The sequence below is a fragment of the Opitutia bacterium genome, from assembly GCA_016217545.1.
In the GTDB taxonomy this organism is placed as follows: domain Bacteria; phylum Verrucomicrobiota; class Verrucomicrobiia; order Opitutales; family Opitutaceae; genus Didemnitutus.
Window position 1 is genome coordinate 268,295 of record JACRHT010000002.1, and the last position, 21,765, is coordinate 290,059.

Sequence of the window (21,765 nt, forward strand, 5' to 3'; positions counted from 1 at the left end):
CTTGGGCCGCGGGAAAATCATCTTCGTCAATCGCGTCTTCTGGCCGAGCGAAGCCGCGACTGCGCAACTCCTCACCGATCTCGCCGTCGGCCTCGGAGCGCACGGCTGGGACGTCCATGTGATCGCCAGCGGCGAGGCGACGACGACCGGCGCGCCGGCGAGCGTGACGATTCACCGCACCGGCGCGGAGCCGGCCGGTCGCCTCGGTCGCTATTCGCAGTTTCTGCTCGCCGCGCGCCGCGAGCTCGCCGCACTCGTCGCACCCGGCGACGTCGTCGTGCTGAAAACCGATCCTCCGCTCCTCGCCGTGGCGGCCACGCGACTCGCCCGCGCCCGCGGAGCCCGGGTGGTGCAGTGGATTCAAGACACCTACCCGGAAGTCGTTTGGCGGCACCTCGGCGCATGGGCCGCGCCGCTCCTTTGGCCCTTGCAGCTCGCACGCAACGCCGCGTGGCGCGCCTCGGACGCGTGCGTAGTCTTGAGCGATGACATGCTCGAGGCCGTGCACGCCGCCGGCGTGCCGCGCGAACGCTCGCTGATTTCGAACAACTGGGCGCCGCGCGAACTCGAGACGCCTGCCACCGCCGAGCAGATCGCCGCGGTGCGCGCCGAGTGGCAGGTCGGTGACGGCTTCGTCGTCGCCTACTCGGGCAACTTCGGCCGCGTGCACGAGATGGACACCCTGCTCGCCGCCGCCCTGCAGCTCCGCGACGAGCCTTCGATTCATTTCGTGCTCAGCGGCTCGGGCGCACGCTGGCAGGAGGTCGCGGACTTCGTCGCCCGTCATGCGCTCGTCAACGTCCGCCTGCTGTCGCCCCAGCCCCGCGCACGGCTCGCGGCGACGCTCGCGGCGGCCGACGCGCATTTCGTGACGTTGCGCCCCGGTTTCGAGCGGTGCGTTTTTCCAAGCAAACTCGCGGGCATCTTCGCCGCCGGCCGCGCGGTCATCTTCGTCGGCGCCCCCGATTCCCAATGCGCGACGCTGGCCCGGCGCGCCGGCCGGGCTTTCGCGCCGGGCGAGGCCGCGGAGATTGCCCGGACGATCCGCGTCTGGCGGGCCGACCGCAACGCGATGGCGCGGCTGCACGAAGCGGCGCGCGCTGAATTCGCGAACGGTTTCGCGTTTGGCACTCGACTGGCTGAGTGGGAGCGATTGCTCGGCTCGCTCGCCCGTTCGTCTTAAACGACATTGCCTCGACCATCTCCCGCCCGCTTAGCTGCTACCGCCCCCGCATGACCAAAGCCCGCCAAGTCACGATCGCGCTCGTCTTCCTCGACGCCCTCGCGGTCGTGCTTTCGTTCAACCTGATCGCGTGGCTTTACGGCGTCTCCGATGGGCACGGATGGATCCTGGCGCCGCTGTTCCTTCCGGTGGTGATCCACTTCCTCGGCGTCTATCTCATCGACGGCTACAGCGCGCGCACCGACATGCTGTCGATCACCTACGCCTCGTTGCACGTGATTGCGCAGGCGGGTGTGCTCATGCTGACGCTGCTGCTCACCTACGCGTTCATCCCCGCGGGCTTCGAGCTGCAATCCAGCCGCTTCGTCACGTCGGTCTCATACTTGGCGATCATCCCGGTTTCGCTCTGGTATCGCCGGATTTTCTACCAAGGCGTCCACCAAGGCGAACAGCAGCGCTATTTCCTTTTTCTGGGCAGCCCGGAAGCGTGCCTCGCGTTCAAGGAAGAGTGCCGGAAGAACGCGATGAAGCAGTCGGTGCTCTACGCCACGCACGAGACCTTCGTTCGCTCCACGGTCGCGCGCCCTCGCAATGAGAGCGTGTCGACCCCGCCGTTCGGCGACGTCGTCGACTACCTCGAGGAATACTCCGGGCAAATCGACGCCATCATCCTGCGCGAATCCAGCCACGAGCTGCCTTCCGCCGTCGCGCAACGACTCGTCCAGCTGAGCTTTTCCGGCGTGCCGACTTACACGCTCGAACTCTTCCATCAGGTCTACTGGCGCAAAATTCCCCTCTACCGGCTCAACCAGACTTGGCTGTTCCAGGAGGGTTTCCAGATCGCGCGCGAGCCGGTGTTCGAGCGCATGAAACGCCTGAGCGACATCGTGCTTTCGGGCATCGGTCTGCTCTTGTTCGCGCCGTTGCTGCCGATTCTCGGAGCGATCATCTGGCTGACTGATCGCGGCCCGATCTTCTTCCACCAGACCCGCGTCGGGCGCAACCGCGTGCTCTTCGAAGCCTACAAACTGCGCTCCATGCGCGTGCACCACGCCGGCGATCCCTACACCCGCGAGAACGACGACCGCATCACGCCGATCGGGCGCTTCATCCGCGCCGTCCGCCTCGATGAGGCACCGCAACTCTGGAACGTCTTCCGCGGCGACATGAGCCTGATCGGCCCGCGCGCCGAGTGGGTGAAACTCGTCGAGGAATACGAGCAGAAGATCCCTTGCTACCACTTCCGCCACCTCGTGAAGCCCGGCATCACCGGTTGGGCGCAGGTCAATTATCCCTACGGCGCCAATCTCGAGGACACGATGCGCAAGCTCGAGTATGACCTCTACTACATCCGGTTCTTTTCCTTCGTGCTCGATGCGTCGATCGTGCTGAAAACGATTCACGTGATGCTCTTCGGCAAAGGGCGCTGAACCGGTCGCGCGCTGGAATAAACCGCGCGTCTGCGTATCCGTTACCTGTGGCTCGCTCCAAACACTACGATCTCATCTGCCTCGGCGGCGGCTCCGCCGGCTTCAACGCCTCCCGTCTCGCGGCCTCCCTCGGCAAGCGCGTCGCCATCGTCGATGGCGCCAAGGAACTCGGCGGCCTCTGCATCCTCAAGGGTTGCATGCCTTCGAAGACGCTGCTCTACAGCGCCGAAATCCTCCACCACGCGCGCCACGCCGCGAAATTCGGCCTGCGCGTGCGCGGCGCCGAAGCCGACATGAAGGCGGTGCACGCCCGCAAGGTGAAGATCATCGGCGAATTCGCCGCCTACCGGCAGCAGGCGCTGGCCAACGGCAAATTCGACCTGCACCGCGCCTTCGCAAAATTCGTGGACGTGCACACCGTCGAACTCTCGAACGGGAAGCGGCTGTCCGCCGACTTTTTCCTCATCGGCACCGGCTCGAAGGTCGCCGTGCCGCCGGTCCCCGGGCTGGCCGAGGCGAAATTCTGGACAAGCGACGACGTGCTCGACCTCGATTTCCTGCCCAAAAGCGTGATCGTGCTCGGCGGCGGCATCGTCGCGTGCGAGCTCGCGCAATTCCTCAGCCGCATGGGCAGCAAGGTCACGCTCGTCCAGCGCAGCCGCAACATCCTGCGCGATCACTCCGAGTCCGCCTCGACCGTGGTGCAACGCGCCTTCGTTGACGAAGGCATCGAGCTCTTCGCCGGCACGCAGATCACCGCGATCAAACAGGACGCGCGCGGCACCACCGTCGAATTCCAACACGACGGCAAGCACGTCGTCCGCCGCGCCGCGCATCTCTTCAACGCGCTCGGCCGCGAACCAAACACCGCCAACCTCGGACTCCCGGCCGCGGGCGTCCGCACCAGCCCCGGCGGCCAGATCGTCATCAACCGCTGGCAGCAATCGACCGCGCCGCACATTTACGCCGCCGGCGACTGCTCCGGACCGGCGGAGATCGTCCACATCGCCATCCAGCAGGCCGAACTCGCCGTGCGTCACGCGTTCGGCGTCAAGGGCATCAAGCCCGTCGACTATTCGCTCCTGCTCAACGTTGTCTTCACGGACCCGCAGCTCGCCACCGTCGGCCGACTCGAATCGCAATTGCAGGAGGACGGCGTGGACTACGTGACCGCGTCCTACCCGTTCGACGACCACGGCAAATCCATCCTGATGGAGGCGAAATACGGCTACGTGAAGGTCATCGCCGAACCGAAGCGCGGCCGCATTCTCGGCGCGGAAATCGTCGGCAAGGACGCCGGCGAACTCATCCACTGTTTCTCCGTCGCCATGGCGCAGCGCGGCACCGTCTTCGATCTGCTGCGCGCGCCGTGGTATCACCCGACCCTCGCGGAAATCATTACGTATCCGCTCGAGGAGATCGCGGACCAAATCCGCGGGCGTTGAACCAGGCGCTGCATCGTTGGCTCGCCGCCGGCTTGCGACTCACCCGGGCGGAGCTTTTCCCGGTCCGCGCGCGCGGCGGCTACAACGCCGGAGCCCGATGGACGCTCCACCCGTGGACCGCCTATTGGCAGGGCCGCCATGAGCCCGTCGTCAGCAACGCGCTCGCACAACTCGGCGATCTCCGCGGCCAAGTTTGTTGGGACCTCGGCGCACATTTTGGCTACTACGCGGTCGGCTTCGCCCAGCGCGTCGGCCCCGCGGGTCAGGTCCTCGCGGTCGAGCCGTTGCCGTCCAATTTCGCGCGCCTCCTGCGGCACCGAAATCTGAATCGGCTCGACGGGATGAAGTGCCTCTGCGCCGCGGCCTCCGATCGCGACGGTGAATCGGAACTGATCGCGGATCCCGTCGACGGCGACACCGGCGGTCACCTCGCCTACGACGCCAACGAACGCGCACGCCCCGGTGTGCCCGTCCTGCGCATTCGCACGCTCCGGCTCGACGGCGTCGTCGAGCGGGGCGAGGCACGCCCACCCGCTCTCGTGAAAGTTGATGTCGAGGGCCACGGACATCGCGCGCTCGCCGGTGCAGCGGAAACGATCCGCCGCGCCCGCCCGCTGATCGTCATGGCATTTCACAGCCGCATCGAAGTCGACGGGACCGCGGCGCTGCTGGATCCGCTCGGCTACGACTGGCACGCGCTGCAGCCCGGCCCTGACGGCGGCAAGGAAGGCGGAGACTTTTTGCTCCGGCCCACGTGACGCCGTCGGCGATTTTCCTTTTGCGGCACGCGCCGCGTTGAAACACAGGTAGAGCCATGTCGAACTACGTCGCACCCGCTTTTCTCACCGAGTTGCTCAAAGCCAAGTCGCCCTCCGGCGCCGAGGCGCAGGCTCAGGCCGTCTACGACAAATTCGTCGAGCCGCACGCCGACGCTTACGCCAACGACCCGCTCGGTTGCCGCTACGCGACTTTGAACACCAAGGGCGCGCCGACGCTGATGTTCGCCGGCCACATCGACGAACTCGGCCTCATCATCACCTACGTCAACAAGGACGGCTACCTCTACTTCGACACGATCGGCGGCCACGACCTGAGCATCATCTCCGGCCGACGCGTGATCATCCAGACGGCGAGCGGCCCCGTGAAGGGCGTCACCGGCAAGCGCGCGATCCACCTCATGGATGACGAGGACCGCAAGAAGGTCCCGAAGAAGCACGAGATCTGGATCGACATCGCCGCCGGCTCGAAGGCGGAGGCTCTCCAGCGCGTGGCGATCGGCGACGTCGCGACCTACGACCACGAATTCGAGCTGATTCACGGCAGCGTCGGCACCGCCCGCGCCTTCGACAACAAAGTCGGCGCCTACGTCGTCGGCGAAGCGCTCGTCCGCCTGAAGAAGGAAAAGGCGAAGCTCGGCGCGAAGCTCGTTTCGGTCGCGACCACGCAGGAAGAAATCGGCGTGCGCGGCGCGACCACGTCGGCGTTCGCGGTTGACCCGCACGTCGCGCTCGCGGTCGACGTCGGCCACGCGACCGATCACCCCGACTGCGACAACCGCCGCTTCGGCGAGACCAAGCTCGGTGGCGGACCGATCATCTGCCGCGGACCGAACATCAACCCGAAGGTCTACACGCGCCTCGTCGAATGCGCGAAGAAGGCGAAGATTCCCTACCAACTCGAAGCCGACCCGCGCCCGACGGGCACCGACGCCCGTGCCATCCAGATGGCCCGTGGCGGCGTGGCGTGCGGCCTCGTCTCAATTCCGCTGCGCTACATGCACACGCCAAGCGAGGTCGTGGATCTCGAGGATGTGGAGAACTGCGTGAAGCTGTTCGTCGAGTTCGCGAAGTCCGTGAAGAGCGGCGAGAGCTTCAACTGGTGACGTAGCGCAGGCGTCTCGCCTGCAATCACGTCCGAGGCAGGCAAGATGCCTGCGCTACTCTCGGAAACGAACAAGGCGCGGTTTTCACCGCGCCTTTTGTTTTCCGAGTGTCGCGACCGCTCAGGCCGCGTCCTTGCTCGTGGATGTCGCCGCGCCTTTCGCGGCCTTCTTCAACGTCGGGCGCTTGCGTCCCTCGACGACCGCCTGATCGATCACGACCTCGACGACATCGTCGCGCTGCGGAAGCTCATACATCACTTCGAGCATGAGTTTCTCGAGGATCGCGCGGAGCGCACGGGCGCCGGTCTTCAGTTCGATGGCCTTCTTGCCGATGGCGCGCACGGCGTCGCGCGTGAAGCTGAGTTGCACGCCGTCCATCGCGAAGAGCTTCGAATACTGCTTCACCATCGCGTTCTTCGTCTTCAGCAGCACTTGCTCGAGGTCTTCGACCTTGAGCTCGTCGAGCACGGAGACGACCGGCAGACGGCCGATGAATTCCGGGATCATGCCGAAGCGCACGAGATCTTCGGGAGCGACGGAACGCATCATCTCGTCGGGCGACAGTTCGTGGTCCTTGTCGTTGATGTGGAAGCCGAGCGAACGGTGACCGACGCGCTTCTTGATGACCTGATCGAGGCCAACGAACGCGCCGCCGCAGATGAAGAGGATGTTCGAGGTGTTGACCTGGATGTATTCCTGGTTCGGGTGCTTGCGGCCGCCCTGCGGCGGGACGTTGCACACGGTGCCTTCGAGAATCTTGAGCAGCGCCTGCTGCACGCCTTCGCCGGAGACGTCGCGCGTGATGGAGACGTTTTCGGTGGTGCGGCGGATCTTGTCGATTTCGTCGATGTAGATGATGCCGCACTCGGCCTTCTTCACGTCGTAGTTCGCCGACTGGAGCAGGCGGAGCACGACGTTCTCGACGTCTTCGCCGACGTAGCCGGCTTCGGTGAGCGTCGTGGCGTCGGAAATGGCGAAGGGCACGTCGAGGATCTTCGCGAGCGTGCGGGCGAGCAGAGTCTTGCCGGAGCCGGTCGGGCCGACGAGCAGGATGTTGCTCTTCTCGACCTCGACGTCGGTGAACTCGGCGGGCATCTCGATGCCGTCGCGGGCGGCCTGGCTCGGGTCGAAGTTGAGGCGCTTGTAGTGATTATAGACGGCGACCGAGAGGACCTTCTTGGCGTGGTCCTGGCCAATGACGAAATCGTCGAGGACCTTCTTAATCTCGGACGGCTTGACCAGGCGGAACGCCGGTTTGTTGGCCGCCGGAGCGTCGGCCGGGGTGGATTTCACCTCTCGGTCGATGATCGTCTTGCAGACGTTGACGCACGAGTCGCAGATGTAAACTCCTGGGCCCGCGATAATTTTGCGGACCTCCGCCTGCGATTTGCCGCAGAACGAGCACAGGGTCATGCGCGACGATTTGGCCATGGTGTAATCAGATATCGGCCCCTAGAGCCGCTTAGTCGAGGGATTTTTCCCGTCAGAATTGGCCCTATGCCGGGCGTTTATACCGCGGGGGTGCCGGCAATCTGCTGCGCGTCGCGGGTAGAGCTGACCACGTGATCGACGATACCGTAGGTCTTGGCCTCTTCGGCGCTCAAATAATAGTCGCGGTCCGAGTCCTTCTCAATCTGCTCGGCCGTCTTGCCGGTGTGCTTGGCAATCGTCTGGTTGAGCGTCTGGCGCCAGCGCAGGATTTCCTTGGCCGCGATGGCGATGTCAGCCGCCTGGCCGCCCGCGCCACCGCTGGGCTGATGGATCATCACGCGGCTGTTCGGGAGCGCGAAGCGCTTGCCCTTCGTGCCGGCGGCGAGGAGCACCGTGCTCATGCTCGCGGCCATGCCGATGCAATAAGTGACGACGTCGCACTGCAGGAAGTTGATCGTGTCGTAGATCGCCATGCCGCCGGTCACGACGCCGCCGGGCGAATTGATGTAGAGATGGATGTCCTTCTTCGGGTCCTCCATCTGCAGAAACAGCATCTGCGCGATCACCAAGTTCGCGACCACGTCGTCGATAGGGGTGCCGATGAAGATGATGCGATCCTTCAACAGGCGGCTGTAGATGTCCATCGACCGCTCGCCGCGGCCGGTGTTTTCGAGGACAATGGGAACGTAGTAGCTCATTTGGTGGCGGCTGCCGGTTTGACGGTAGCCTTGGACACCAGGAAATCAAGGGACTTGTCGAAAAGGATCTGCTGCTGGATCGCGCGGAACTGCTCGCGGTCCTTGCCGATCTCCTTGACGAGCTTGTCGGGCTTCTGGCCGGAGCGCATCGCTTCGCGCATGAGCCAATTGTTGAGATCCTTCTCGTCGACCTTGAGCTTCTCGACTTCGGCGATCTTCGCGAGCACGAGCTGCACCTTCACGCGCGAGAGCGCGGCTTTCGAAGCGCTGTCGTAGAGTTCCTTCTTGTTCTTCTCGAATTCCTCCTGCGGCACGCCGCGGCGCATGTTTTCCTCGATGAACTGGCGCAGCACGCCGTCGCGCTCGCTGGCGATGAGGCTTTCCGGAACCGGGAAGTTCGCCTGCGCGATCAACGCGTCGGTGATCTGGCGGCGCTGGTTGGCCTTGTTCTCGTATTCCTTGCGGCCGGTGAGGCTCGCCTTGATCTGGGCCTTCAGCGCGTCGAGCGAGTCGACTTGGTTGTCTTTGAAAAACTTTTCGTCGAGCGGCGGCAGCGCGCGCTCGCGGACTTCCTGCACCTCGACCGCGTAGACGACCGCTTTGCCGGCCAGCGCCGGGACTGGTGCGAAATCCGCCGGGAACGTCACCGTGACGTCCTTCTTGTCGCCGGCCTTCACGCCCGCGATCTGCTTGCTGACGCCGGGGAGCAGGCCCTCGTTGGCGCCTTCGACTTCTTCCCAAGTCTGCGGAGCGGCGGCGTAGATCGCCTTGTCACCCACGATCTCGGTCAACGGTTTGCTCTCAAGCGTGCCGGTGTAGCCGAAACGCACGTAGTCGCCCTTCGCCGCGGGACGTTCCGCGACCTTGAAATCCGCCCGCTCGCTGCGGAGACCCTCGATCACCTGATCGATCTCGGTCTCGGTGGGCTCGGTCGGCGCGACCTCGGTCGCGATGCCGACGTATTCGGGGAGCGTGATTTCGGGACGGACATCGACCGTGACCTTCACGGCGGCGGACAGGCCGGGCGCGAACTCGCCTTCCTCCACGTCGACGATCGAGATGACGTCGAGCTTCGACTCCTCGAGGCCCTGACGGTAAGCCTTGCTCACCACGCGGCCCTTGAATTCTTCCTTCAGCTCCTTCGCGAAGCGCTTCTCGATCATCGCGGCCGGCGCCTTGCCGGGACGGAAGCCCGGGAGGCTCGCCTGCTTGGCGAATTCGCCGACGAGCGTCTTGTATTCGGCGTCCACCTCGCCCTTGTCGAGCGTCACGGTGAGAATCTTGCGGGTTTCGTTGGTGTCGGTGATTTGAACGTTCACGGCTTTAAATTCGGGCGTTTTCTGAATGAAAAGAGGTCGAGGTAAGTCGTCGCTCGCAGCCCGGTCAAGAGCCGTTTCTGGCCCGCACGCCGCGCGGGCAAGCTCCAAGCGCCAAGGGCCAAATCCCAAAGAAACGGGACACCACTCTTTCCGGTGCCGGACCGCCTGCATTTTGGCGTTTGGACTTTTGGAGTTTGAGATTTGAGGGCTTGGAGCGCTCGCTTCTCCGCCCCATTGTCGTCCGCGCTGATGGCCTCCCTCGCTCAACTCCTTGCCACTCACGGCTGTATCCTCGCCGTCGATGCCGCCTCGACCACGATCCAAGTCGGCCTCCTCCGCACTGGCCAGCCGCCACTCTGGCGCACCAGCACCGACGAAGCCGGCAAAGCGCTCTTCGCTCTCGCCGACGACGTCCTCCGCGCCGCCGACCTGACTCTCTCCGAGGTCCGCGCCTTCGTGTTCGACGCCGGCCCGGGCTCCATGCTCGGCGTGCGCACGGTCGCGATGGCGCTCCGCACGTGGCAGGCGCTCGCCGCACGGCCCGCCTATCAGTTCCAGAGCCTCGCGCTCCTCGCCCACGAACTCGCCCGCACCGGACAAACCGGCGCCGTCATCGCCGACGCCCGCCGCGAGAGCTGGCACCTCGTCGCCTTCGCCGCGCCCGACCGCATCGAACCGCTCCGCCGCGCGATGTCCGCCGAAGTCGCCGCCACCGCCGCGCTTTGGCAACCCGCCGCCTTCCGCGCCTGGAGCAAGTCGCCCCGCGCCACGCAGGACTGCGCGTTCGACCTCGCGACCCTCTTCGCCGCGCACGCCGACGCCGATCTCTTCACCGCCACCGACGCCCCCGACGCCTTCCAGCACGAAGCGCCCGAATACAAGAAGTGGTCCGCGCAAGTCCACAGCGCCGCCACCGCGAATCCGAAATGAGCTCCGCTCAACTTCCGCTGCGTTGCTGGGCGGAGATCGATCTCGCCGCCCTCGAGCGCAACCTCCGCCTCATCCGCGCCTCGCTCCCGCCGCACATCCGCTACGTCGCCGTCGTCAAAGCCGACGCCTACGGTCACGGCCTCCCGCAAACCGCCGCGCGTCTCATGCACGCCGGCGCCGATCTCCTCGCCGTCGCCAACATCGCCGAGGCCGCCGCCATCCGCGAACTCAGCCCCGATTTTCCCGTCCTGCTCCTCGGCGCGACGCTGCCCGACGAGGAACGTTACCTCGCCGAGCTGGACCTCGCGGCCACCGTTTCCAGCCTCGAAGAAGTGCAGCGCTTCGACGCCGCCGCCCGCACCGCCGGCAAAGCCATCGCGGTCCACCTCAAGATCGACACCGGCATGGGCCGCCTCGGCGTCTGGGCCGACCGCGCGCCCGAACTCTACCGCGCCATCGTCGAATCCCAGCACCTACGCCTCGCCGGCGTGTTCACGCATTTCGCCAGCGCCGACGACGATCCGCAATTCACCGCCGACCAACGCGGTCTCTTCCTCCGCTCGATCGCGCTCTTCCCCGGCCTCGATCCGCGCCGCGTGCTCATCCACGCCGACAACAGCGCCGGCCTCGCCTCCACTCCCGGCGACGACAGCCCGTTCAACGCCGTGCGCGTCGGCTTGCTGCAATTCGGCGTCCTCCCCCACCCGAATTCGCTCCTCGCGCGCGTCCGCACGGAACCCGTGTTCAGCTTCCACGCGCGCATCGGCCTCGTGAAAGAGCTCCCCGCCGGCGCCACCGTCAGCTACGGCCGCACCCACCGCCTCGCCCGTCCCTCGCGCGTCGCGGTCGTCACCGCCGGCTACGGCGACGGTCTCCCGCGCGCCGCCAGCAATCGCGGCACGGTCCTCGTCCGCGGCCAACGCTGTCCGATCCTCGGCCGCGTTTGCATGGACCAGACGATCGTCGACGTCACCGACTTGCCCGCGCCACCTGCCGCCGGCGAGTCCGTCGTGCTGGTTGGCCGCCAAGGCGACGCGCAGATCACGCTCGCCGAATTCAGCGCCGCCGCCGACACGATCCCCTGGGAAACGCTCACCTCCGTCACCAAACGCGTCGCCCGCCGCTACAAGACCGCGCTCGGCGTGTGAAACTTCCGTGCGGCGCAGCGCGTCTCATGGACAACCTCCCGCGCTCATGGCCACTGCCGTTCCTTCGCTTCGTTCCCTTTCTCCGCAAGAAGCCTGGCAACCCCTCCCCGCCACCGAGTGGGACGAGGCCGCCGCCCGCCACCTCCTCCGCCGCATCGGCTGGTCGGCGACACCCACCGAGACCGCCCGCGCGCTCAAGGACGGCCCTGTCGAAACCCTGAAGCGCGCCTTCTCGCACGCCGTCGCTTTCCCGAAACCCGCCCTCATCGCCCAGCTCGAAACCGACGGCCCCGAACTCCTCCGCGCCATGGCCCGCGGCGACGCCGAGCAAAAACGCCTCGCCGCGCAGGACGCCCGCGAACGCTCCCGCGAGGCACTCGCGGACATGACCGTCCAGTGGCTGCAACTCGCCGCGAAGCCCGAGCACGCGCCCTTTGAAAAATGGTGCCTGTTCCTCCATGACGTCTGGGTCGTCGGGGCCGAGAAGGTCAAGAACTCCGCCCTGCTCTACCAACACCAGGACTGGATCCGCCGTGCCGCACTCTCGTCCGCGCCGGTGCTCGCCAAGGCGATGTCCCGCTCGCCTGCGATGATCGTCTACCTCGACCTGCAACAGAGCAAAGCCGAGGCGCCCAACGAGAATTTCGCCCGCGAACTCTTCGAGCTCTTCACCCTCGGCGAAGGCAACTACACCGAGAACGACATCAAGCAGGCCGCGCGCGCCTTCACCGGCTACCGCCAGGTCGCCGGCAAATTCGTTTTCCAGCGCCGCCAGCACGACACCGGCGCGAAAACCGTCTTCGGCCAAACCGGCAACTTCGACGGCGACGGCATCATCGACCTCGTCTTCCGCCAGAAAGCCGCCGGCACGTTCCTGCCGCGCGAGATGGTGAAGTTCTACCTCAGCGAAACCGCCCTGCCCGCCGACTACACCGACGCCCTCGGCGCGTGGTGGGCGCAACAAGGCTACAAATTCGGCTCCCTCCTCGGCGCCTTCTTCGGCAGCCGCCTCTTCTACGCCGAGGAATTTCGCGGCAACTTCATCAAGAGCCCGCTCCAGTATTTCCTCGGCCTCACGCAGGACCTCGACCTCACGCCCGCGCCGCTCGCCCGCCAGATCATCGGCGCGCTGCGCTCGATGGGCCAGATGCCGTTCAATCCGCCGAACGTCCGCGGCTGGGTCGGCGGCCGCAACTGGATCAACTCCGCCACGCTCTCCACGCGCCGCGCCGTCGCCAACGCCCTGCTCAACCCGCTCAACGAGTCCACGCTCAACGCCGACGAACTCTTCGAACTCGACGTCGCCGCCACCAACGGCGTCTCGAACTTCACGCTCGCACCGAGCCGCCTCGACGCCTGGGCCAAGCTTCCGCCCGCCGAAGCCGCCCGCGCGTTGCTTCAAGTCGCGCTTCCCGCGCAAGCCGACCCCGCGCTCGCCGACGAACTCGCCGGTTTCCTCGCCAAGGGCAACGCCGCGCCCCGCGCCCGCGTCCGCACCGCCCTCGCCACGCTCCTCGAGTCGCCCAACTACCAGCTCTGCTGAGCGAGCAGTCAGCCGTCAGCGTTCAGTGATCAGCCCGCGCTCCCACACCCCCCCTTAACTCTGAGCAACCGTCTCTCAGCTCTAGACTCTCAGCTCTCAGCTTTTCTTCCCGATGAACAACCCGCACCCGTTCCTCCCCTCCACGCGCCGCGAGTTTCTCAAATACACCAGCCGCGGCATCGGCCTGCTCGCGTTCAGCCGCTTCGCCCCGTCGTTCATCGTCGAGTCCGTCGCCGCCGAGGCGCCGGTCGCGGAAAAGGACCGCACGATTCTCGTCCTTGTCCAGCTCGCCGGCGGCAACGACGGCCTGAACACCGTCGTCCCCTTCGCCGACCCGAACTACCGTCGCCTCCGCCCCAGCCTCGGCTTGGCACAGGCCGATCTGCTGCCCGTCACCGACGGCATCGCGCTGCATAAGGCCTGCGCGCCGCTCCACGCGTTGCTCAAGGACGGCAAGCTCGGCATCGTGCAAAACGTCGGCTACCCCAACCCGAACCGCTCGCACTTCCGCTCGACCGAGATCTGGGAGACCGCCGCCGATTCCGACAAGACGCTCGCGACCGGCTGGCTCGGCCGCTATTTCGACAACGCCTGCGCCGGCACACCGGCCGGCACGCCGTGCGCCGTCAGCATCGGCAACGAGGTGCCGCAAGCCTTCCTCAGCGAGCAAAACCACGCGACCTTCAACCTCGCCGCCGGCGCCCGCGGCAGCCGCGGCTCGCGCGAAAATCTCGCACTGCTCGAGCACATGCTCCAACGCCCGGCCGCCAGCGCGGGCAACCACGACGACCACGAGCACGACAACACGAGCTACCTGCGCCACACGATGATGGACGCGCTCGTCACCGAGAAACGTTTCCAGCAGATCCTCGCCGATTACCGGCCCGGCGCCGAGTATCCCGGCAACGCCTTCGCCGGCTCGCTGCGCAACGTCGCCGCCCTCATCGCCGCCGGCAACTCCACCCGCGTTTACTACGTCTCGCTCGGCGGCTTCGACACCCACGCCAACCAAGCCGGCCAGCACGCGCAGCTCCTCAAGCAACTCAGCGAAGGACTCGCCGCCTTTCAACGCGACCTCGAGAGCAAGAAGCTCGACGGGCAAGTGCTGACGATGACGTTCTCCGAATTCGGCCGCCGCCCGAGCGAAAACGAAAGCAAAGGCACCGACCACGGCACCGCCGCGCCGCTCTTCGTGCTCGGCTCGCACGTGAAGTCCGGCCTGCACGGCACCGCCCCGAGTCTCGCGGTCGAGCACAACCAGGATCTCACCTTCTCGACCGACTTCCGCACCGTCTACGCGACCGTCCTCGACCGCTGGCTCGCCTGCGACTCCCAGAAAATCCTCGGCACGAAGTTCGCCCCGCTCACCTTCGTCTGAGCGCAGGCTCGAAGCGGAAATTCCGGCTCAGTCCACATCGAGGACTGAGCCGACGAAACGAATCCGCAGTTACTCCGTCGGCTTGCCGATGCCGGAGGCTTTGAAGCCGATCTTCCGCAGCGCGGCGAGGTCGAGGATGTTGCGGCCGTCGAAGATGAACGCGGGCTTCGGCATCGAGGCGTAGATTTTCGCGTAGTCGAGTTTCTTGAACTCGTCCCACTCCGTCACGATGGCGATGGCGTGAGCACCGACGCAGGCTTCGTAGGCCGAGGACGCGATGCTGAGGCGCGCATCAGCGCCGCCTTTGCCGAGGACATCCGTCACGATCTCGTCGGCAGGAACCTTCGGGTCGTAGACGCACACCTTGGCGTGCTCGGCAAGCAGGTCGCGGCACACGTTGATCGCGGCCGTCTCACGCGTGTCGTTGGTGTCCTTCTTGAAGGCGAAACCGAGCACGGCGATTTTCTTGTCGGCGACGGTGTTGAAGAGCTCCTTGACGATGCGGGCGGCGAAACGGCGTTTCTGCCAATCGTTGATGCCGACGACGCTCGTCCAATAAGCGGCGACTTCCGGGAGGCCGAACGACTCGCAGAGGTAGGTCAGGTTCAGGATATCCTTCTGGAAGCAGGAACCACCGAAGCCGACCGAGGCTTTGAGGAATTTCGGGCCGATACGGCTGTCCTTGCCGATGGCGTTGGCGACTTCGTCGACGTCGGCACCGGTGGCTTCACACAGGGCCGAGATCGAGTTGATCGACGAAATGCGCTGCGCGAGGAACGCGTTGGCGACGAGCTTCGAGAGCTCCGAGGACCACAGGTTCGTCGTGATGATGCGTTCGCGCGGCACCCAGCGGGCATAGACCGACACGAGTGATTCCACAGCCTTGTCGCCTTCGGGCGTGCGCTCGCCGCCGATGAGCACGCGGTCCGGCGCGATGAGGTCCTGCACCGCCGTGCCCTCGGCGAGGAACTCGGGATTCGAGAGCACTTGCGCCTGCAAGCCGGTGCCGTTCGACGCGAGGATGGATCGGATGGTGTCGGCGGTTTTGACCGGAATCGTGGATTTCTCGACGATGATCTTCGAACCCGTGGCGTGCTGCGCGATCATGCGGGCGACGGACTCAATGTAACGCAGATCGGCCGCGCGGCCGGCACCGACGCCGTAGGTTTTCGTGGGGGTGTTGACCGCGACGAAGATGATGTCGGCCGACTTGATGTTGCCGGCGACGTCGGTGGTGAAATGGAGGTTCTTCCCCCGCGCCTGCCGCACGACCTCGTCGAGGCCCGGTTCGTAGATGGGCAGCTGGCCGCTGTTCCACGCGGCGATGCGCGCGGCGTTCATGTCGACGACGTTGACCTGGATGTCGGGGCACTTGAGCGCGATCATGGCCATGGTCGGCCCGCCAACGTAACCCGCACCGATACAGCAGATTTTCATAGGGGAAAGAAGCAGGTTGGCTGCCGCGCGGCGCGAATCCAAGGAAGATTTTCCCGGCGGGACGGCCCCCTCTCAGGCAGAAAAGCGGCGCGCGACCGCAACGAACCGCCGCGCGGCCTCGCGCAGTTGCTCGGGCGCCAACACGCCGAAGCTGGCGCGCACCCAGTTCTTTTCGGGCTGGTCTCCGAAGAACAAATCTCCGGGGACATAGAGCACGCCCGCCTCGACGCACGCGCGACAGAAGGCGGCATCCATGCCCGTGTCGACGTGCGCCGGCGCACGCAGCCAGAGATAGAGACCGCCCGCCGGCTCGTCCCACATCCAGCCGAGTTCCCGCAAGCCGGCCGCGACAAACTCGTCGTGCAGCACGCGCATCTTCGCGTGGTAGCCGGCGCGGACTTTCGGCAGGTGCGTCTCGAACGCCCCGGCGCCGAGCACCTCCTCGAAGAGCGCCTGCGCGTAGTTGGCCGTGCCGAAGTCGTGCGTGCCCTTGATCGCGAGCATCTGGTGGAGCCAGCGCTCGTCCGTGCAGTAGGCGTAGCCGACCTTGGCGCCCGTGGAGAAAGGCTTCGTAAGCGTGGCCAGATAGAGCTGCGGAAACTCCCGCCACTCCGGGAGCGTCAGCGCGCTGCGCGCGGGATGCGGTTCGGTGAAGAACAGCTCGCGGTAGGCCGCATCCTCGAGCAACGGCACGACCAAGCCGTGAGTCGCGAGCGCGCGACCGAGCGCGGCTTTGTCACTTTCGCTCATCGATCGGCCGGACGGGTTCGAGAAATAGCTCACCAGATAGACCGCCTTCACTCGGCGTGCCTCGCCGGTTTCGCGCAGCCGGCGCAGCAGCGCATCCAGTTCGGCGATTTGCAGCCGACCGTCGGTCGCGAACGGCAGCGTGATCGCGCGCACGCCGAGTCCCGCCAGCACGTCGAGAAAAACGAAGTAAGTCGGCCGGTCGACGAGCACGATGTCACCGCGGTCGCACAGCGCCTGCACTGCGAGGTAAAGGGCTTGCTGCGAGCCGTTCGTGATCATCACGCGCCGTTCGAGGTCGGCGCCCCCAAGCTCCGGCTCCCAATGGCGCAAGCGCTCCGCCAGCTGGGCGCGCAGGCGCGGACGGCCCTGGGTTGACCCGTATTGCAGATACTCCGGTTCGCCCGGTCGCGCCGCGAGCGCGCGCGCCGCGGCGGCGAACTCCGCCGCCGGCAGCGTCGCGTTGTCCGTGAAGCCGACCGCCAGCGACAGCAGGTCGGGATTGTCGAGGGCCGCCTTCATGAGGGCGGCAACCGCGGGGAAGCGCGCCTCGCGGCCCATCTGGGAAAACGCAATGGAAGACATCCTCGCCCACTACGCCGGCAAATCCGACGCGGGGAAAACAAAAAAGCCGGACGCATGGTCCGGCTCGATGAGGCAGCGTGTTCCCGCGCTCAGGCGGGAGTCGGTGCGGGCGCGGGTGCGCCGGGGGCGTCGGGCGCCGCGGAAGCGCCGGACGGTTTCGCAGCCGCACCATCTCGCGGCGCGACCTTGGTGGAGACGACGGGAGATTTGATCTCACCGTGCTGGAGCACTTCGAAGACGTGTTTGCCTTCGATCGTCTCATGCTCGAGCAACGCCTCGGCGATCTTGTCCAAAGCCGCCCGGTTTTCCTTCAGGATTTTTTCGGCGCGTTGGTATTCGCTCGTGACAAACGCGGAGACTGCGTGGTCGATCCGGCGCGCTGTGTCCTCGCTGAGGTGCTGTGACCGAGTGATGTCACGACCGAGGAAGACCGTGTCCTGATTCTCACCCATCGCGATGGGACCAAGCTCGCTCATGCCGAAGTCGCACACCATATAGCGGGCGATTTTGGTCGCCTGCTTGATGTCGCCGCTCGCGCCGTCACTGATGTCATTCGTAACGAATTCCTCGGCGATGCGGCCGGCCATCGAAGTGCAGATGCGATCGAGATACTGCTTCTTGGTGCGGCCCAGTATGTCCTTGGTCGCAAGATAGGTCGTGCTGCCGAGGCTCTGCCCGCGAGGAATGATCGTGACCTTGTGCACCGGCATTGTGCCGTCGTCGAGAACTGCGCCCACCACGGCGTGCCCCGCCTCGTGCCAGGCCAGTGCGCGCTTCTCCTTGTCGTCCATCACGCGGCGGCGCGAGAGGCCCCACAGGACTTTGTCGCGCGCCTCGTCGACGTCGGTCATGTCGACCTTCTTCTTGTTGCGGCGGGCGGCGAGGAGCGCGGCCTCGTTGAGGAGATTGGCGAGTTCGGCGCCCGAAAGGCCCGGCGTGCCGCGCGCGATGACGCTGAGGTCGACGTTGTCGGCCAGCGCGATCTTGCGCGCGTGGACGCGGAGAATCTGCTCGCGACCGATGATATCGGGGAGATCGATCGTGACTTGGCGATCGAAGCGGCCCGGGCGCAGCAACGCGCTGTCGAGCACGTCGGGGCGATTCGTCGCCGCGATGATGATGATGCCTTCCTGCGTGTCGAAGCCGTCCATCTCGACGAGGAGCGAATTGAGTGTCTGTTCGCGCTCGTCGTTGCCGCCGCCGAGACCCGCGCCGCGCTGCCGGCCGACGGCGTCGATTTCATCGATGAAGATGAGGCAAGGCGCGTTCTTGCGGCCTTGTTCGAACATGTCGCGCACACGGCTGGCGCCGACACCGACGAACATTTCCACGAAGTCCGAACCGCTGATCGAGAAGAACGGCACGTCGGCCTCGCCGGCGATGGCCTTCGCGAGGAGCGTCTTGCCGGTGCCCGGAGGACCGACCATCAGGATGCCCTTCGGGATGCGGCCGCCGATCTTCTGGAACTTCTTCGGGTCCTTCAGAAACTCGACGACTTCGCTGACCTCTTCCTTCGCCTCGTCGCAACCGGCGACATCGGCGAACGTGAGGCGATCCTTCTCGCGCGTGAGGAGTTTGGCGCGGCTCTTGCCGAAGCTGAGCGCACCCTTGCCGGCGTTGCGCAGCTGACGAACGAAGAGGAAATAGAGCAGGCCGATGACGATGATGAACGGCAGGATGTTATAGACCAACTGGGTCATCGCCGTCGTCGCGGGCCTTTCCACGAAAACCTGAGAGCGCTGCAGGCGTTCGAAACTGGCGTCGGTCAGGCGTCCGCTCGCCACGAATTGGTCGGTGGTGCCGGTATCGATGCGCAGGGAAGAATCCTTGGTGCGCCCGGACACGCTGTAGAAATCACGACCTGCCGACGGGTCGGGCTGGATGTTGCCCGAGAGAATCTTCCCCTGCTCCGCCAGCTCGACCACCTGCTGAATCTTGAGCTGCGCCGGCGCGGACGTCCGGGTGCGGTCGCCGAAGTAAAAGAGCGCAACGATCGCCGCGATGATGGCCAGCCAGATGAAGATCACCTTCGGCTGCAAACTCTCGGGCGGGAGGTTCTTCAGGGGGCGGCGTTTCTTGTTGTCGTCGAAGTCGGACATTCGGGTTTTGGGACTGGAGCGGCAACGTGGAGGTTCCCCTCGGATAAGTCAAATGAAGGCCCGGAGGAATTTCATCCCGAAATCGGAACGAAATTCATCTCCCGCGCAGGGACAGTTTCCCGGCGCGAACGACCGCAAAATCCTTCGCTCCCAAACTGAATTTCGTGTCCCGTCCCCGCCTGATCGCGGCGAGGAGCTGGTCGAAACCCTGGCGGGAAAGGTCCGTCGCCGGCTGGTTCGCCAGCATCCAACCGTGCAGCGCCCGACGCCACAGCGCCACCGGCTTCCCGGCGAGCCGACTCAAGTCGAGCGTGCGCCCGCGGAGCGGCGCCACCTCTGCCAGCCAGGCCTCGAGTGCCGCGTCGTCCTCCTCGAGGCGTTCGCGCGCCAACGCGGCTCCCGCCAGGGCGTCGCGGCCCGCGGCTTTCGTCCACGCGGGAACGACGGAGCGGCGAACGCGGTTGCGAGTGTAGGCATCGCCGGCGTTCGTGGCGTCCTCGCACCAACGGGCGCCGCTTGCGCGGAGCGCCGCGACGAGCTCGGCTTTTTTCAAAGTCAGCAGCGGCCGCAAGTGCACGCGGCCATCGGCCTGTTCCTGCACCGGGCGCGGCGCGGCGAGCCCGCCGGTGCCGCTGCCGCGGGCGAGGCGCATCAACATCGTCTCGGCAATGTCGTCCTGCTGATGTCCGAGCCAAAGCAGGCGCAGTTTCCGCCGCTTCATTTCCCGGGCGAAGAACGAGTGGCGTGCCTCGCGCGCGGCGGCCTCGCTGGCGTGCCCGCCGACGTTCGCCCACTTGGCGCTGACAAACTTCACGCCGAGCGCGGTGCAGACCTTGCGGCAAAATCTCTCATCCGCCTCTGCCTCCCGCCCGCGCAGACGGTGGTTGAAATGCAACGCGACGAATTCCCGGCCCCACCGGCCCTCGGCCTCGGCCCAGAAAATCAGCAACAGCGCCAGCGAGTCCGCGCCGCCGGAAAACCCGATCGCCCAACGCGGGACTTTCGCCCGCGGGCGGCGGCGCTTCTCGCGCTGCCAGTCCGCGAGCGCGTAGTTCATCGCGGCCGGGTGCAGCGCACCGTGCGAGATGCGTCGCGCAAACGCCGCAGCGATGGCGGGCCAATCGAGTTGTTTCCGAGTTGCCACGCGCGTTTCAACGGAGGGCCCGTGTCACCACGGGCCGCCCGCTTACTTGAAGCTCAGGAACTCCTTGCCGAAATACGGCACGAGCGCCGCGGGAATCTTCACGCGACCGTCGGACTGCAGGTTGTTCTCGAGCAGCGCGGCGAGCACCCGCGGCACGGCGAGACCGGAGCCGTTGAGCGTGTGCACGAGCTCGGGTTTGCCAGTTTCCTGATTGCGGAAACGGATCTGCGCGCGGCGCGCCTGGAAGGCTTCGAAGTTCGAGCAGCTCGACACCTCGAGCCAGCGCTTCTGGCCGGCGGCCCAGACCTCGAGGTCGTATTTCTTCGACTGGGAGAAGCCGAGGTCGCCACCACACATCAGCAGCACGCGGTAGGGCAGCTCGAGCTTGCGCAGCAGGCGCTCGGCGTCGTCGCGGAGCGCGTCGAGTTCCTCGTAGCTGCGCGTCGGGTGCACCCACTTGAGCAGCTCGACCTTGTCGAACTGGTGCAGGCGGTTCAGGCCGCGCACGTCCTTGCCGTAGCTGCCGGCCTCGCGGCGGAAGCACGGCGTGTAGGCGCAGCGCTTGATGGGCAGCGCGGCCTCGTCGACGATCTCGTCGCGGAAGAAATTCGTCAGCGGCACCTCGGCCGTCGGCACCGCGAAGAGCCGGTCGGGCGTCGTCTCATACATCTGACCTTCCTTGTCCGGCAGCTGGCCGGTGGCGGTGGCGCTGGCGGCGTTGACGAAGATCGGCGGCGCGACCTCGGTGTAGCCGGCCTTCACGTCCTCATCCAAGAAGAACTGCAGCAGCGCGCGCACGATCTTGGCGCCGTCGCCGACGTAGAACGGGAAACCCGCGCCCGTGACCTTCGCGCCGCGACCGAAATCCAACAGGTTCTCGAAGCCCTTGATCTCCCAGTGTGGCTGCGCGGCGGGCGAGACGGCGTTCACGTCGCCGTGCGTGGCGAACACCACGTTCTGCTCCGGCGTCTTGCCCTCGGGCACGGAGGCGTGCGGGACGTTGGGCAGCGTGAGCATCGCGTCGCGCCACTTCTCCTCGACCGTCTTCAGTCCTTCTTCGCGCGCCTTCACTTCGGCGGACACGGCCTTCATTTCCTGCACCTTGGCCAGGAACTCGGGCGAGCCTTTCTTCAGCGCAGCCATCTCGTTGTTGGCCGCCTTCTGCTTGGCGCGGAGCTGCTCGACCTCGCCGAGCTGCGAGCGCCACGCGTGATCGAGCGCCAGCACGGCGTCGAGATCGACGTCGAGGTGCTTCTTGGCAATGGCGGCGCGGACGACTTCGGGCGTTTCGCGAAGGACTTTGGGATCGAGCATAGGAGCGACGATTAACCGGGGAACGCCACGCCCCAGCAAGGCGATTTTGAGA

The 21,765-nt window shown here is 65.9% G+C and carries 17 protein-coding genes; 9 read left to right on the top strand and 8 right to left on the bottom strand.

Annotated elements, in window-relative coordinates; translation table 11 throughout:
• The first annotated feature begins 1 nt into the window (after position 1).
• From HZA32_01260 to HZA32_01280, 5 genes are read left to right on the top strand one after another with little or no spacing between them, the layout of a single operon-like run.
• Positions 2 to 1,183, top strand: a complete 1,182-nt coding sequence (locus HZA32_01260) for a glycosyltransferase family 4 protein (protein MBI5422682.1) — start codon at positions 2 to 4, stop codon at positions 1,181 to 1,183.
• A gap of 50 nt (positions 1,184 to 1,233) precedes the next feature.
• Positions 1,234 to 2,613: an exopolysaccharide biosynthesis polyprenyl glycosylphosphotransferase gene (locus HZA32_01265; protein ID MBI5422683.1), complete on the top strand. Its 1,380-nt coding sequence runs from the start codon at positions 1,234 to 1,236 to the stop codon at positions 2,611 to 2,613.
• Positions 2,614 to 2,660: 47 nt separating this feature from the next.
• Entirely contained in the window at positions 2,661 to 4,058 is a 1,398-nt protein-coding gene (locus tag HZA32_01270) for an NAD(P)/FAD-dependent oxidoreductase (protein ID MBI5422684.1), read from the top strand.
• Positions 4,055 to 4,816, top strand: a complete 762-nt coding sequence (locus tag HZA32_01275) for an FkbM family methyltransferase (protein ID MBI5422685.1) — start codon at positions 4,055 to 4,057, stop codon at positions 4,814 to 4,816. The genes HZA32_01270 and HZA32_01275 overlap by 4 nt, the downstream gene beginning before the upstream one ends.
• Before the next feature lie 56 nt (positions 4,817 to 4,872).
• Complete coding sequence (locus HZA32_01280; protein ID MBI5422686.1) at positions 4,873 to 5,940, top strand: M42 family metallopeptidase; 1,068 nt, start codon at positions 4,873 to 4,875, stop codon at positions 5,938 to 5,940.
• A gap of 120 nt (positions 5,941 to 6,060) precedes the next feature.
• On the opposite strand, the gene clpX is transcribed toward HZA32_01280, so the two are convergent.
• From clpX to tig, 3 genes are all read right to left on the bottom strand, one after another.
• Positions 6,061 to 7,371, bottom strand: coding sequence for an ATP-dependent Clp protease ATP-binding subunit ClpX (gene clpX, locus HZA32_01285; protein MBI5422687.1), 1,311 nt, complete (start codon positions 7,369 to 7,371; stop codon positions 6,061 to 6,063).
• Positions 7,372 to 7,448: 77 nt separating this feature from the next.
• The gene (locus HZA32_01290) at positions 7,449 to 8,069 is read right to left on the bottom strand and encodes an ATP-dependent Clp protease proteolytic subunit (protein ID MBI5422688.1); all 621 of its coding nucleotides are present in this window, start codon (positions 8,067 to 8,069) and stop codon (positions 7,449 to 7,451) included.
• Positions 8,066 to 9,388, bottom strand: coding sequence for a trigger factor (gene tig / locus HZA32_01295; GenBank protein ID MBI5422689.1), 1,323 nt, complete (start codon positions 9,386 to 9,388; stop codon positions 8,066 to 8,068). The genes HZA32_01290 and tig overlap by 4 nt, the downstream gene beginning before the upstream one ends.
• 249 nt (positions 9,389 to 9,637) lie before the next feature.
• Between tig and HZA32_01300 the strand changes: the two genes are divergently transcribed.
• From HZA32_01300 to HZA32_01315, 4 genes are all read left to right on the top strand, one after another.
• Complete coding sequence (locus HZA32_01300; protein ID MBI5422690.1) at positions 9,638 to 10,318, top strand: peptidase M22; 681 nt, start codon at positions 9,638 to 9,640, stop codon at positions 10,316 to 10,318.
• A complete protein-coding gene (gene alr / locus HZA32_01305) occupies positions 10,315 to 11,466 on the top strand; it encodes an alanine racemase (GenBank protein ID MBI5422691.1) in 1,152 nt (383 codons plus the stop codon). Before HZA32_01300 ends, alr begins: the two co-directional genes overlap by 4 nt.
• Before the next feature lie 46 nt (positions 11,467 to 11,512).
• The gene (locus HZA32_01310) at positions 11,513 to 13,009 is read left to right on the top strand and encodes a DUF1800 domain-containing protein (GenBank protein MBI5422692.1); all 1,497 of its coding nucleotides are present in this window, start codon (positions 11,513 to 11,515) and stop codon (positions 13,007 to 13,009) included.
• A 112-nt stretch (positions 13,010 to 13,121) separates the two neighbouring features.
• Complete coding sequence (locus HZA32_01315) at positions 13,122 to 14,387, top strand: DUF1501 domain-containing protein (GenBank protein MBI5422693.1); 1,266 nt, start codon at positions 13,122 to 13,124, stop codon at positions 14,385 to 14,387.
• 69 nt (positions 14,388 to 14,456) lie between these two features.
• On the opposite strand, the gene HZA32_01320 is transcribed toward HZA32_01315, so the two are convergent.
• From HZA32_01320 to serS, 5 genes are all read right to left on the bottom strand, one after another.
• Positions 14,457 to 15,824, bottom strand: coding sequence for a UDP-glucose 6-dehydrogenase (locus HZA32_01320; protein MBI5422694.1), 1,368 nt, complete (start codon positions 15,822 to 15,824; stop codon positions 14,457 to 14,459).
• A 72-nt stretch (positions 15,825 to 15,896) separates the two neighbouring features.
• Positions 15,897 to 17,156: a PLP-dependent aminotransferase family protein gene (locus HZA32_01325; GenBank protein MBI5422695.1), complete on the bottom strand. Its 1,260-nt coding sequence runs from the start codon at positions 17,154 to 17,156 to the stop codon at positions 15,897 to 15,899.
• An 89-nt stretch (positions 17,157 to 17,245) separates the two neighbouring features.
• Positions 17,246 to 19,255 (bottom strand): ATP-dependent zinc metalloprotease FtsH, encoded by a 2,010-nt coding sequence (hflB, locus tag HZA32_01330; GenBank protein MBI5422696.1) that lies wholly within the window; start codon positions 19,253 to 19,255, stop codon positions 17,246 to 17,248.
• Between the two features lie 94 nt (positions 19,256 to 19,349).
• On the bottom strand, positions 19,350 to 20,312 hold the full coding sequence (gene tilS / locus HZA32_01335; GenBank protein ID MBI5422697.1) for a tRNA lysidine(34) synthetase TilS: 963 nt from the start codon (positions 20,310 to 20,312) through the stop codon (positions 19,350 to 19,352).
• Between the two features lie 129 nt (positions 20,313 to 20,441).
• Positions 20,442 to 21,713 (bottom strand): serine--tRNA ligase, encoded by a 1,272-nt coding sequence (gene serS / locus HZA32_01340; protein ID MBI5422698.1) that lies wholly within the window; start codon positions 21,711 to 21,713, stop codon positions 20,442 to 20,444.
• Positions 21,714 to 21,765: the final 52 nt, after the last annotated feature.

Excerpts from the sequence above, each read along its gene's own strand:
- HZA32_01300 (MBI5422690.1), top strand. The coding sequence starts at position 9,638 with ATGGCCTCCCTCGCTCAACTCCTTGCCACTCACGGCTGTATCCTCGCC.
- HZA32_01265 (MBI5422683.1), top strand. The coding sequence starts at position 1,234 with ATGACCAAAGCCCGCCAAGTCACGATCGCGCTCGTCTTCCTCGACGCC.
- hflB (MBI5422696.1), bottom strand. The coding sequence starts at position 19,255 with ATGTCCGACTTCGACGACAACAAGAAACGCCGCCCCCTGAAGAACCTC.
- HZA32_01290 (MBI5422688.1), bottom strand. The coding sequence starts at position 8,069 with ATGAGCTACTACGTTCCCATTGTCCTCGAAAACACCGGCCGCGGCGAG.
- HZA32_01280 (MBI5422686.1), top strand. The coding sequence starts at position 4,873 with ATGTCGAACTACGTCGCACCCGCTTTTCTCACCGAGTTGCTCAAAGCC.
- tilS (MBI5422697.1), bottom strand. The coding sequence starts at position 20,312 with ATGAACTACGCGCTCGCGGACTGGCAGCGCGAGAAGCGCCGCCGCCCG.
- HZA32_01325 (MBI5422695.1), bottom strand. The coding sequence starts at position 17,156 with ATGTCTTCCATTGCGTTTTCCCAGATGGGCCGCGAGGCGCGCTTCCCC.
- alr (MBI5422691.1), top strand. The coding sequence starts at position 10,315 with ATGAGCTCCGCTCAACTTCCGCTGCGTTGCTGGGCGGAGATCGATCTC.
- HZA32_01315 (MBI5422693.1), top strand. The coding sequence starts at position 13,122 with ATGAACAACCCGCACCCGTTCCTCCCCTCCACGCGCCGCGAGTTTCTC.
- HZA32_01310 (MBI5422692.1), top strand. The coding sequence starts at position 11,513 with ATGGCCACTGCCGTTCCTTCGCTTCGTTCCCTTTCTCCGCAAGAAGCC.
- clpX (MBI5422687.1), bottom strand. The coding sequence starts at position 7,371 with ATGGCCAAATCGTCGCGCATGACCCTGTGCTCGTTCTGCGGCAAATCG.
- serS (MBI5422698.1), bottom strand. The coding sequence starts at position 21,713 with ATGCTCGATCCCAAAGTCCTTCGCGAAACGCCCGAAGTCGTCCGCGCC.
- HZA32_01320 (MBI5422694.1), bottom strand. The coding sequence starts at position 15,824 with ATGAAAATCTGCTGTATCGGTGCGGGTTACGTTGGCGGGCCGACCATG.